The following is a 13,167-nucleotide window of genomic DNA, read 5'->3' on the forward strand; positions in this document are numbered from 1 at the left end:
ATTATATCTATTCTGTTTTTTTAACATCCAATGCTATCAGCAGCGCAATTATGTTCTCTATTGATAAAATATGATCCGATTCAACAGCGGTAAGTGCTGACAAGGGCATATAAGGAGATTCTGCTGTGGTTGGGTCTTGAATAATGATCAGGCCACCACATTCTTTTATTCGTTTTAGACCTTGGGTGCCATCGTTATTTGATCCGGTGAGCACAATTCCAATTAATGTATGTTTATAAGCTTCAGCAGCCGATTCAAATAATACATCAATAGACGGTCGTGCAAAATTGACACGCTCGTCAATGGTAAGAGAAAAGGTTTTATCCTTTTCAATTAGCAAATGATAATTAGGTGGAGCAAAGTATACCGTTCCTTTTTCAATTTTTTCTTTTTCATCGGCTTCTTTTAAAATGAGATTACTTTTTTCATTTAAAAGTTTTATCCATTTACTATTGGAATTTGCGCCTACATGTTGCACTATAATAATTGGCGTATTGAAATAGGCAGGTAAGGATGAGAACATAATTTTTAAAAGATTCATACCACCTGAGGAAATTCCTATAACAATTGCTTCATAACGCACTTAATATTTCTTTTTAAATATTCGTTGTAAACTATCCAGCTCTTGATAATCCTCATATAAATCGGAGTAGCGCAAACTTTCTTTTGATCCTAAACATAAAACTCCTCCATTTATAAGGCTATTGTAAAAAAGAGTTTGTACTTTATTTTGTAAATTTTTATCAAAATAAATAAGTACGTTTCGACATAATATCAAATTAACTTCAGCAAATACACTATCTGTTACAAGATTATGATTGGCCCAAACAATATTCTTTTTCAAGGATTGATTCATAATGACGTTATCATAATTTGAAATATAATAACTAGAAAAGGATTCTTTTCCTCCTGCTAATTGATAGTTTGCTGTGTATTCTTTTATCATTTTGTTGGGAAAAATTCCCTCTTTCGCGCGATTCAAAGCAAGCTGATTAAAATCAGTAGCATATATCGTAGTTCTGTCATACAATCCTTCCTCTTGTAAAAGTATAGCCATCGAATAAGCTTCCTCTCCCGTAGCACATCCTGCATGCCATATTTTTATAAAGGGATAGGTCTTTAAAATAGGGATGACATTTTCCCGTAATGACCTATAAAAAAAAGGGTCACGAAACATTTCAGTTACAGTTATTGATAAATCTTGTAATAGTTCAGAAGCAAATAATTGATCATTTAAAACTTTAGATTGCATTTGAGAAACATCTTCGAATCCATATAACGCCATGCTGTTCATGATCCTCCGCCTGATATGCGCCTGGGAGTACTCTCTGAAATCGTAACCATATTTCCGAAAGATCGCTTCCAACAACAATGAAATTTCCAAATCTGACGTGTCTTTATACCGCATTTTTTTTAAATAATATTGGTTTTAATTTTGACTAAATCAGCAGTGATTACTATAAATCTATTAATTAAATTCAAACATAACTATATAGTGAAAACGGATTACATCCTGTCCATGTACCAATTTAATTCTTTTTCCATTTTTTGATATTTAAAAACAGAAGTGATTATTTTTTGCAAACGAACAAAAGCTGTTTCGCTTTTAACTACATAGTCAACAGCTTTATGGTGCATACAATTTATGGCAACTTCAATTTTATCTTGAGAAGAAAGCATTACAACTGGGATCTCGGGATTGAAAGCTTTTATTTTATCTAATGTTTCAATGCCGTTCATTGCATTTGCAACAATACCATCAAGTTGATAATCTAAAATTACTATATCTGGATTATTATTTATATTAGCGATGCATAGCTCTCCAGTAGAATAAGTTTCCACTATAAAATCAGCATTTTCTAAAAACTCTATTTCTAAGGATTTTAAAAATAATGCATCATCATCTACTAGGAAAATTTTTACTTTAGTATCATTTTTCATTATATGGTATTTTTGATTATATTAAATTCTTCTTGTAATTCTTGACATGCTTGACTACAAATTGCGTCAAGTTGCATAACTAAGTCATTTATTCCCCCTGATACTTCTTCTGCAATTGCAAATTCTTGAATTTTTTTTGCAATATTTTCAAACTTACGACTCATGCCCATTATTGCAAAAGACGGAATTATTTTGTGTGCGGCCGCGCCCAATAACGTCCAATTTTTTTCGGCTAAACTTTGCTTAATTGTATTTATCAAAGGGGGAGTTTGTGTTAAATAAAGTGATATCATTTCCATCATTAACGTTGGATTTGACTTTGTCCGTTGTTTTAAATAAGCTAGGTCAACACATTTTATTTTTACCACTTTGGGAATACTCTCATCTAAATTTTCATTCTGTATTGCAGTACGTTTTTCGCGTTGTGGTCTCTTTAATAATCCAACGATTTTACTATACAATAAACTTTCACTAACGGGTTTTGCCAGATAATCATTCATTCCTACTGCTCTGCATTTAGCTAAATCTACCGTTGTAACGTCGGCGGTTAAAGCTATTATAGGAATTTTTGAATTCATCGTTTTTCGGATGTATTCTGTAGCCTCAAATCCATTCATTTCTGGCATTTGTAAGTCCATTAAAATGATATCGTAGTCGTTTTCTTTTAATTTTTCGATGGCTATTTTGCCATTATCGGCAATATCTCTGAAAAATCCAAAATCATCTAATAATGCTTTCATTAATAATTGATTCAGAGGAATATCTTCTACCACTAATACTTTTATGTTCCTAATTTCAGTGTCTAATTCAAGCAGTTCATTTTCTAATTCAGCGTCTGCACTAGTTTTTTGAAAACTCAATGTAAAACTAAATGTTGATCCTGCATTAACAGTACTTTTCACACAAATTATTCCTCCTTGTGGTTCTACTAATTGTTTTACTATAGACAGTCCTAATCCTGTTCCACCGTATAATCTTGAAGTACCGCTTGATGCTTGTTGAAAATTTTCAAATATTTTTCCTATTTTTTCTTCTGAAATGCCTATTCCAGTGTCAGTTACTGCAAATTGAATAATTACGTTATTCTCCTCTTCATGTAATAAATGAACACTAACCGTAATTTTTCCTTTAAGGGTGAATTTAACGGCATTACTCACTAAGTTTAAAATAATTTGATGTAATCGAACAGGGTCACCTACAAGAACATTAGGAATTTTACTGTCATATTCCGTAATTAATTTTAAATTTTTTTCCTGAATTTTAGTTTCAAATAGATGAAGCATCGCCGATATTGAAGATTTCATTTTGAAAGGTATTTTTTCAAATGTCATTTTGCCTGCATCAACTTTTGCTAAATCTAGAATATCATTTATAAGTACGACTAAGGCATCGCCACTGACTTTAATTGCGTTTAAATATTCTTTTTGTTTAGATGTCAATTCTGTTTTCAAAACCACTTTAGTAAACCCAATAATTGCATTCATTGGTGTCCGTATTTCATGGCTCATATTCGACAAAAATTGTTGTTTTGCTTTTACTGCATTTTCAGCTATAATGGTAGCACTTTCGGCCTTCATTTTTGCTTCTTCTGCAATTTCGGTGGCTAATTCAGCAAAAATTCGCGCTTCTATTAACTCCGACGCTATTCTCTTTTGATCCGTTACGTCTCGGGCAACAATTACAACTCCAAGTACGTTTCCTTTATCATCTTTATAAACAGAACCATTGAACAATACATCCGTGAGCTTCCCTTCTTTATGGCGAAGCGTTAGCGGAGAATCAGCAACGGAAGCTTTTTCGAACACTTCTTGATATACTTCACGTGCTTTTTGTTGCTCCGTAAAATAATCGAAAAAATCAGAATCGGTAAGATCTTTACGAGTCATACCCGTAATGTTTACAAATGCTTCATTCATATCGGTAATTTTACCTTTGGTATTTATGGTGACCAATGGATCCAGACTTGCTTCAATGAGACTCAGGGAATATTGCGAAGCTAATTTTGCGGTATAACTAAGTTCTTCCAGTTCTTTGTTTGCGATTTGCTGTTTTGCCTTTTCTTTATTTTGAAATTGAAGCTCTTTGTTAACAATGATTAGTTCATTAGCTCGTTTTTCTTTTTCATCATTTTGATAGGCTAATTCTTCGTTAGCAACGACTAATGCTGCGGCTCGTTTTTCTTTTACCTTATTTTGAAACGCAAGTTCTTCATTGACTGCAATTAATTCAGCCGCACATTTCTCCTTTTCATCATTCTGAAAAGCAAGTTCTCTATTGGCTACAATTAATTCCGCTGCCCGTTTCTCTTTTTCAGCATTTTGAAATAGAAGCTCTTTATTAGCAATTATTAATTCGGCGGCTCGTTTCTCTTTTTCATTATTTTGAAACGCAAGTTCTTTATTGGCAACAGCTAATTCAGCTGCCCGTTTTTCTTTTTCATCATTCTGAAACAGAAGCTCTTTATTAGCAATGATTAATTCAGCTGCCCGCTTCTCTTTTTCATCATTTTGAAAAGCAAGTTCTTTATTGGCAACAACTAATTCAGCTGCGCGTTTCTCTTTTTCGTGGTTTTGATAGGCTAATTCTTTATTGGCAATTCGTAAATCTAAGGCCCATTTTTGCTCGGCAATATCTCTGGCGACTATTACAACTCCTAATACAGATCCCAAATCATCTTTATATACAGAACCGTTGAATAACACATCCGTCAATTTGCCATTTTTATGTTTCAGCGTAAGCGGAGAATCTGAAACGGAGCCTTTTTTATACACTTCTTGATATACTTCACTTGCTTTTTGTTTTTCAGTAAAATAATTAAAAAAATCAGAATTTATTAACAGATCTCGATTCAGCCCCGTAATAGTAACAGTTGCCTCGTTTACATCCGTAATTTTCCCTTCCCGATTTATGGTAATTAACGGGTCTAAGCTAGCTTCAATTAGACTTCGGGTATATTGTGATTCTTGAGTTTTTATGGTTTCTATATTTATTTTAAAATTGATTTAATTTTTTATTCTAAATTACCAATGTCTTCTATAGGGTTGCGTCTTTTGTCTTTTAATTGTTTAAAATGGGAAGGGGAGAGTCCAGTAACTTTTTTAAACTGGCTGGATAAATGCGCAACGCTGCTGTAATTCATTTTCCAAGCTATTTCAGTGATGTTTAATTCACCATAAATAATCAGCTCCTTTATTCGCTCCGTTTTATGAGAAATTATAAACTGTTCAATTGTAGTTCCTTGCACTTCCGAAAACAAGTTGGATAAGTAGGTGTAATCGTGATTTAATTGTTGGCTCAGATAGTCAGAAAAATTAATTTTTATATTTTCTGTCGAATGGTGAACCATTTGAATTATCACATTTTTAATTTTTTCAATTAGCATGGATTTTTTATCATCCATTAATTCCAGTCCGGAGTTTAAAAGGGCACTTTTTAGTAGTTGTCTCTGGTCAATTGAAATATTTTCCATAATTTCAACTTCACCTAAATCTACCACCATGAAGTGTAGTCCAAGTTTTTTCAATTCCTCTTTTACCGCCATTTTGCAGCGATTACTGACCATGTATTTAATGTATAGTTTCAAAGATATTTGGTTTACGGTTTAGATTTTTTTTTTGAGGTTCAAGTTACATTATATTTTCTAGGAATGATTTATCAAAAATGTTTCAATCCTATTATGATCTTAAATATTTGCTTTAAAATTAAAATATTGGAATCCGGTATATGATGTTTTTTTCTAGATTTTAGGAACAAAAAGTATTTTTATAAAGTAAAGTTAATTATCATATCCGCTTTTTATGGTTGTTGAAATCATTTTGAACTGCACATTTGCATTAAAGCAATGTCTAGAGTGTGCCGGAATTATTATTCCTTCTCCTAATTTAAGTAAGTGCTTGGTTTCATTAATAAAAATCTCGGCTGTTCCGTCAATTATTTGTACATAATTATCAAAAGGAGATGTTCTTTCAGATAATTCTTCACCAGCATCAAATGATAAAGCGGTAATGTTTCCGGTAGTTTTTTTAATTATGGTTCGGCTTACAACAGCGTGTGGTATATATTGTATAATTTCTACGATGATATGTGATTGAGATCTTGTTAACTCACGATTATCTATCGGTGTATTTTTAGATTGCATATTGACTATTTATTGCTCTACGATGAGTTGATATTTTGTGAAGGTACTCGCTTTAATTGCAATCACGTTATATAATCGTCTAAAAGAGTTGATTTGCTCGAAAAAAGCCAATAATAAAACAGTGGATTTGTTTAAATTATCAAAGATGCAGCTAAACAAAATCTTTTTTTACATCATTAAAAATCTGTCTTAGGTAAATTAAATAAAGCCTCACTAATCTAAAGGTGGATTAAAGAGGCTTTACTGGGGCATAAAAGGGTTTAAATTTACGGGCTCGTGTTTAAAAAAGAATTATTTCATCTCAAAAGGAGTAACCCAATCTAATGATTTAATGGAGGAAACTTTATTTTCTTCATCCATTGAAACACGAAGTTCTTTATTGGCTACTTTTTTTGAATACAATGCTTTGTAGCGAAAAATTGTTGTTCCATCAAAATTATTTTTATAAATTTCAACTAATTGTAAATCAATAAAAGTTCCATAATATTGGCGGAATCTGGTACAGGTTTTTGTCAATCTTTCTTCAGTAGTGTTTTGGATTACTGATGCTGTTGCTTCACTTTGGCTGAAAGGTTTAAATTTAGAGGTGTTACAAGTCATTAATACTCTCTTTCCTAATTCATATGCTTTGTTTTTTTGACTTTCGTTAACGTCAGATAAAGCAAGTTTTTCAATTTTAGCATTTTCAAAAGCTGTCACAGCATTTTTTGATTTACATCCAATAAGCAAAAGAATGCTAAAGACAATAATTATTTTTTTCATGTTTAATTAATTTTTAATAAGATATTCGGATCGGGACAGTTTTGTAAGTAACGCTTTAAGTCGTTTTCACTACTAACTCCAGGATAATCACCAAAGGAATTTGAAATTTCTTCAATTATCTGAAAATGTAAATGAGGTGCATAATCTCCATTCACGGAAGCGTCTCCTAAAGTTGCTATTTGTTGTCCTTTTTCAAAAATTGTGCCGCGATCAATATCATTAATACTTTCTAACGAAAGATGACCATATAAAGTATAAAATTTCTGATTTTCTATTTTATGTTCTAAGATAATGGTTGGGCCATAATCACCTACACCTGTATTGTAATTAAAACTGTGTACTACGCCATCAAGTGCTGCCAATACGGGAGTTCCAGCTTTAATCCATAAATCGAGACCAATATGAATATTTCGTTCTTCAGTTTTAGAATCGTTGAAAATATCACTTCGTTTGTAAAGATTTCTAATTTCATTGTAACCACCAAAGGCTACTTTTGCATTATTTTCTTCTAAATAGTTTTCAATATACTTCTCAAAATCAGTGGCATTATCAATAGCATGTTCAGCAAAGGCGTCATTTTTTATAGATAAATCCAGTGGAATATACTGGTTGTAATCAATTGAATTGTCTATCACTTTAACATTTTGTATGTCGTTTAAGATAGTTTCTAATACGGTCATAATTTTTGTAAATTTATTATAATTCCTAAATTTAAAATAAAAAATAGCAACATGAAAATTTAGGTTGCATTATAACTTTTAATTGTGAAAAACATTTTTAACAAAATCATAATAAAGAATGCCAATATGAAATTTCATATCGGCATTTTAATTCTTCGTTTAGATAATGATTTTTGATATCAACTTTTGCTTCTCCTCCGGAAAGTTGCAAAATGAATTAGAGTTTGAAATAATAAAAAATTCCAATCTATTACGATTGGAATTCTACTTTATAAAAAACGTAATTTTAATACAAATTTGGATATTTCGAAGGATTTACTTCATTCATCATTGCATAGACTTTTTCAAAAATATCTTCTGCAGAAGGTTTTGAGAAATAGTCGCCGTCCGTTCCATAAGCAGGTCTGTGTGCTTTTGCAGTTAAGGTTTGCGGTTTGCTGTCTAAATAATTATAGGCGTCTTGCTGCTCAATTATTTGTTGCAAAATATAAGCTGAAGCTCCACCGGGAACATCCTCGTCAATAACTAAAAGACGATTAGTTTTTACAATACTTTTCACTACATCTTGATTCACATCAAATGGAAGTAAAGATTGTAAATCGATGATCTCACAATCAATGCCTACTTCAAGAAGCTCATTTGCTGCTTGCTGTACTAATCGCAAAGTTGAACCATAGGAAACAAGTGTAATGTCAGTTCCTTCTTTCAACGTTTCCACAACTCCAATAGGAGTTTTGAATTCGCCATAGTTCAAAGGCATTTTTTCTTTCAATCGGTATCCATTCAAGCATTCGATTACTAAAGCAGGTTCATCACATTCGAGCAAACTGTTATAAAATCCGGCTGCTTGAGTCATGTTTCTTGGAACTAACACATGAATTCCTCTTATGGCGTTTATGATCATTCCCATAGGAGAACCTGAATGCCAGATTCCTTCTAAACGATGGCCGCGTGTTCGAATGATTAATGGCGCTTTTTGTTTTCCAATGGTACGATATCGTAGTGTTGCTAAATCATCACTCATGATTTGAATAGCATACAATAAATAATCTAAATATTGAATTTCAGCAATAGGGCGTAAGCCTCTTAATGCCATCCCTATACCTTGCCCTAATATGGTTGCTTCACGAATTCCCACATCGGCAACACGTAATTCACCATATTTTTCCTGCATTCCTTCTAAGCCTTGATTAACGTCTCCGATGGTTCCAGCATCTTCACCAAAAATCAAAGTTTCAGGATATTTTGTGAAGATTGCATCAAAGTTATCACGTAAAATCATGCGACCATCAGTATCTTCTTTTGCATTTTCAGGATATACGGGTAGCACCTTTTCTACTGAAAACACATTTAAATCTGTTTCTGAAAATAAGTTGCTGCTAAAATTTATCTGCGTTTTAGAAGTATATGATGTTATCCACTGGGATAATTCCTCTTTGCCTTTTTCGTTTTGGATTAAACGCAAAACCTTTCGTGCCGCAACTAAAATGTCCTTCTTTATAGGGGATTTATTACTATTTAAATCCGCTGTGAATTGTAAAATTCTTTCTTTACTTTTACTGGTTTCAGCTATTTTTTCTAATAATCCAATCAGTAGTTTTTGATCTTCAATAATAGGTTCAAGAAATGCATTCCAAGCCGCTTTTTTAGCTTCTAAAACATCTTTTTTGGCTTGCGCGTCAATTGCATCAATTTCTTCTGGTGAAGCAATGTTGATCGCAATCATCCATAATTTCATTTGGCGGATACAATCGAAATCTCTTTCCCACGCCAAACGATCTGCATCTTTATATCTTTCATGAGAACCTGAACTGGAATGTCCTTGTGGTTGTGTTAACTCATTTACGTGAATTAAAACAGGAACGTGGTTTTCACGGGCAATATCAGCAGCTTTCTCGTACGTTGCAATTAAGTCAGCATAATCCCAACCTTTTACTCTTAATATTTCGAAGCCATTGGTTCCTTTTTCTCTTTGGTACCCTTTTAAAATTTCAGAAATATTTTCTTTGGTCGTTTGGTGTTTTGCATGTACCGAAATTCCATACTCATCGTCCCAAACACTCATAACCATCGGTACTTGTAATACTCCTGCAGCATTTATAGTTTCAAAAAATAAACCTTCAGAGGTACTGGCGTTTCCTATCGTTCCCCATGCAATCTCATTTCCTTCATTAGAAAAATTAGCCGCATTTGGTATTCCAGAAACTTGTCTGTATATTTTTGAAGCTTGAGCAAGTCCTAATAATCTTGGCATTTGTCCTGCCGTCGGAGAAATATCAGCACTTGAGTTTTTTTGTTTTGTTAAGTCTTTCCAACTTCCGTCTTCATTTAAACTATGAGTGGCAAAGTGCCCGCCCATTTGTCTTCCGGCTGACATTGGTTCTTGTTCAACATCAGTATGACCATATAATCCAGCAAAAAATTGTTGCACGGTTAATTCTCCAATAGCCATCATAAAAGTTTGATCGCGATAATATCCGGAACGGAAGTCACCATTTTTGAAAGCTTTCGCCATTGCGAGTTGGGGAACTTCTTTTCCATCACCAAAAATGCCAAATTTAGCCTTTCCAGTCAATACTTCTTTACGTCCTAAAAGACTGCATTCTCTACTGATTGAAGCTAATTTATAGTCATTCAGTACTTCGATTTTGAAATCTTCAAATGTCAATGTAGTATTGGTTTTTTCTTTTATCATAATTAAAAAGTATAACTTTGTGTGGCAAATTTACTTAAAAACTAGCTATTTTCATCATTGATTAAAAAAAATATAATTTAATTATTGCAATTTATTCTATTAAAAAGAACTTAATTTTTTTGTTAAATGTAATTTCATGTCTACTTTACTGATAATAGTTTAATAAAAAATGAAAATTGTATTGGTTTAGAACCATTTTCGATTAAAAAGATTGATTAATGTTTTAGGTGAAAAAGTAACTATAAATCGTATTTTTTCGTTATAATTAGTTTGCGCTATTTCCCAACCATTATTCGAGTATACTGGAAAATACAATTCAAAGTAATCAGTAACGAGATTAAGTCGTATTCCGCTATCGTATAAAAATTTTTCGTTTTGGCTTTTATTTTTTATAAAACCAATATCGCCATAAATTTCGATCCAATTCCATACGCTAACACTTGCATTCAAACTCGTAATCCATCGATTTGCAAATGGAGTATCCATCTTTGATTTAAAGCCGCCTTCTGCCATTATAAATTGTTGACTGAACAAACCAGTGCTTTCTGATCGCCCAAAATAGTTGTAATCAAACAAATAATCGGTAGGCCTGTCTGTAGCGAAACTAAAAAAATCAGATTCTGTTTTATTGTATAAAAAACTTCCCGTATAAAAGCGCAAATTAATTTGACGATTGTTTTCAAAAAGTTTTCTATATTCTACTTCGGCATTAACTTTTCCAAATTTCCCCGAGATTTGAATATCCGAACTAAAATTGAAATGATTGGTCACCTCCGTTTTTGAATTTATATAACGAACATCAAAAATGGAATAGTTGGATGGTGCATTGTCAATTGCCAAAGCACTTTTTTCCTTGTTTACAATGACTTGCCTTAGTAGAATCAATTGTTTTCTATTGTCTCTAAAATTAGGTTCCCGAATTCGCAATTGCACCGTCGGATTTAATCTAAGGTAAGAGGCATCTTGCGCATAATGAAAATAAGATCCACTAAAAGAGTACTTTACATTATAAAGTGTGCTGTTTCGATAATTTTGATTGACTAATAATGAAGCGGATCCTGATACATTATTGGATTTAGTTGAGTAGGATGGATTAATGTCAAAAGTAAAAGGTTTGTCTAAAATAGTTTTATTATGCAAGCGCAATCCTGGCGTTATTCCGTCGTATAAATTATAATATATTGAAGGAACGTATAAAACTTGATTGTAATAAGGATCTTCCAAATCCTTCATAAATACAAACTTAACCGGACGGTTGTTTGGAAAAAAACCATCTAATTTTTTCCAGTTATTTCTTAAATTATATTCAGGTACTTCATTCTTTAGGTTTAAAATAATTTTATCAGCACCATTTCTTTGCATAGTAAATGTACTGTCACATTCTTCAATATCCAGCCATTTTTTAAAAACAACTACACCTTTCTTCGTACCATAAACTGGAATGGGAATAGGAGTTCCGGTTTTGTTTATTACTGAAAAAGTGATACTTTCATTGGTTTTCTTAACACTGGAGAATTTATAGTCAATAATAGCTCTAGAATTTATAATCGTAGTAAAAAACCAGTCAATGTCTTTATCAGTATTAGATTTTAAAATGGTTTCAAAATCAGTTCTGGAAACCTGCTTTAACTGATTTTGACTGTAAAATTGTTTTATACTAGTGGCTACAGCATTATTTTGAAGATAATCATCCAAAAACCGAATACTTAATCCGGAACGATATTTACTGGCTATTTGTTCATTGAATTTTATTAAAGTGTTTTTTGGGTCGCCAAGTGGTTGGTCCAGATTTTTTCGTGCCATCAGCATATAAAAATAACTATACTGATCATTAAAACCAATATTAGCAATATTAAAGCTTTTCAGTAGTCGGATCTTACTTGCGCTCCCTATCATTTTGGTATTTGGGTGATTTTCATCCATATATTTCATCATAGCATAAACCTGCAAACCATCATATATCCAATTGTCTTTTCGGGGGTCTAATTGTAAACTTGTTTTTAGATATTCATCCAGATAGGTTTTTAGAAATTTTATTTCAAAAAGAAATTCATCGGAAAACGGGCTTATAAAAGAAGGTAGTTGATTCAGACCGTAAAAAGGATTTTTCTCATAGTCTGTTTGTGAAACAATAATTTTTTCATGCGGATATTTTCCAATTAAAGCATTTGTAAAATTCGCCACTCGGTTTATTACAATTGCTTTTTGGATAGTATCTAATTTACTGTTTCGCAAGTCAGTCAGCACTTCAACAGCGCTATTTTTATAGCTTTCAAAATGTGTTTTAGGCTCGACGATAAGACTGAAATCAGTTCTGTTAGTTCCTGATAATTTATAATTTGTAAAAGCGTCATCACTAGCTGATGTGCTGCTTTTTAAATCGGAAGTAACTTCGAAATTTTTAGGTATTTTTAAATCAATTTCAAAACTTGAATAGGCATTGGCGATATCATCTAAATTAATATTGCTGTATCGTATAAAATTATGGTTTTCATACCGGGCTGGCGTAAGAAACCAATTTTTTAAATAGATAGTTCCGTTATTATTGTAACCGTATTTTGTGAATTTATCGCTAGGTATTTTAGCGATATACGTGATATGTAAAACAATCTTCTGATTTGGAAGTAATTTTTCGGATAATTTAACGTCAATTAAATCAGGATTTTTGTTTGGTCTTTCCCATGATAAAACTAATTTATTGGGATCTAAAATGCTGACATTTTTCGTACTTCCACGTTCTTCTTCTTTGGCTAAATGGAAACCTCTAAAAAATTCATCCGAAAATCGCTTGGCTAAAGGAGTATTTTTGGTTGAAAAAGCATTATTCCAATCATTCAACACAATCGAGCTCAGCGTGTCGTCTGACTGATTAAAAAAGGTAATATCCTGCTGAATAGTCAACGTTTTATTCTCCATATTTAACTCAGCCGCGATATCAGAATGATGTTGCG

At 32.4% G+C, this 13,167-nt stretch carries 9 protein-coding genes and 1 pseudogene; all 10 read right to left on the reverse strand.

What is annotated here, in order from left to right:
- Positions 1-7 precede the first annotated feature (7 nt).
- Positions 8-583 (reverse strand): chemotaxis protein CheB, encoded by a 576-nt coding sequence (locus ACNQGJ_RS15850; RefSeq protein ID WP_417974736.1) that lies wholly within the window; start codon positions 581-583, stop codon positions 8-10.
- Complete coding sequence (locus tag ACNQGJ_RS15855) at positions 584-1,408, reverse strand: CheR family methyltransferase (protein WP_417974738.1); 825 nt, start codon at positions 1,406-1,408, stop codon at positions 584-586. It lies immediately after the preceding gene.
- Positions 1,409-1,506: 98 nt separating this feature from the next.
- Positions 1,507-1,941: a response regulator gene (locus ACNQGJ_RS15860; RefSeq protein WP_417974740.1), complete on the reverse strand. Its 435-nt coding sequence runs from the start codon at positions 1,939-1,941 to the stop codon at positions 1,507-1,509.
- A pseudogene (locus tag ACNQGJ_RS15865) lies at positions 1,941-4,901 on the reverse strand (PAS domain-containing hybrid sensor histidine kinase/response regulator); the annotation flags it as partial. The pseudogene ACNQGJ_RS15865 and the gene ACNQGJ_RS15860, both read right to left, overlap by 1 nt.
- Positions 4,902-4,951: 50 nt before the next feature.
- Entirely contained in the window at positions 4,952-5,503 is a 552-nt protein-coding gene (locus ACNQGJ_RS15870) for a helix-turn-helix domain-containing protein (protein WP_417974837.1), read from the reverse strand.
- A 213-nt stretch (positions 5,504-5,716) separates the two neighbouring features.
- Complete coding sequence (locus ACNQGJ_RS15875; protein ID WP_417974742.1) at positions 5,717-6,079, reverse strand: cupin domain-containing protein; 363 nt, start codon at positions 6,077-6,079, stop codon at positions 5,717-5,719.
- Between the two features lie 291 nt (positions 6,080-6,370).
- The gene (locus ACNQGJ_RS15880; protein ID WP_417974744.1) at positions 6,371-6,841 is read right to left on the reverse strand and encodes a hypothetical protein; all 471 of its coding nucleotides are present in this window, start codon (positions 6,839-6,841) and stop codon (positions 6,371-6,373) included.
- Positions 6,842-6,843: 2 nt separating this feature from the next.
- Complete coding sequence (locus ACNQGJ_RS15885; protein ID WP_417974746.1) at positions 6,844-7,521, reverse strand: peptidoglycan DD-metalloendopeptidase family protein; 678 nt, start codon at positions 7,519-7,521, stop codon at positions 6,844-6,846.
- A 286-nt stretch (positions 7,522-7,807) separates the two neighbouring features.
- Positions 7,808-10,216, reverse strand: a complete 2,409-nt coding sequence (locus ACNQGJ_RS15890; RefSeq protein WP_417974748.1) for an alpha-ketoacid dehydrogenase subunit alpha/beta — start codon at positions 10,214-10,216, stop codon at positions 7,808-7,810.
- 186 nt (positions 10,217-10,402) lie between these two features.
- The gene (locus tag ACNQGJ_RS15895) at positions 10,403-13,150 is read right to left on the reverse strand and encodes a gluzincin family metallopeptidase (RefSeq protein WP_417974839.1); all 2,748 of its coding nucleotides are present in this window, start codon (positions 13,148-13,150) and stop codon (positions 10,403-10,405) included.
- Positions 13,151-13,167 lie beyond the last annotated feature (17 nt).

It is taken from the genome of Flavobacterium cryophilum, assembly GCF_048286555.1.
Lineage (GTDB): Bacteria > Bacteroidota > Bacteroidia > Flavobacteriales > Flavobacteriaceae > Flavobacterium.

Coding starts and splice junctions, on each gene's coding strand:
- ACNQGJ_RS15855 (WP_417974738.1), bottom strand. CDS start 1,408: ATGCGGTATAAAGACACGTCAGATTTGGAAATTTCATTGTTGTTGGAA.
- ACNQGJ_RS15860 (WP_417974740.1), bottom strand. CDS start 1,941: ATGAAAAATGATACTAAAGTAAAAATTTTCCTAGTAGATGATGATGCA.
- ACNQGJ_RS15870 (WP_417974837.1), bottom strand. CDS start 5,503: ATGGTCAGTAATCGCTGCAAAATGGCGGTAAAAGAGGAATTGAAAAAA.
- ACNQGJ_RS15875 (WP_417974742.1), bottom strand. CDS start 6,079: ATGCAATCTAAAAATACACCGATAGATAATCGTGAGTTAACAAGATCT.
- ACNQGJ_RS15880 (WP_417974744.1), bottom strand. CDS start 6,841: ATGAAAAAAATAATTATTGTCTTTAGCATTCTTTTGCTTATTGGATGT.
- ACNQGJ_RS15885 (WP_417974746.1), bottom strand. CDS start 7,521: ATGACCGTATTAGAAACTATCTTAAACGACATACAAAATGTTAAAGTG.
- ACNQGJ_RS15890 (WP_417974748.1), bottom strand. CDS start 10,216: ATGATAAAAGAAAAAACCAATACTACATTGACATTTGAAGATTTCAAA.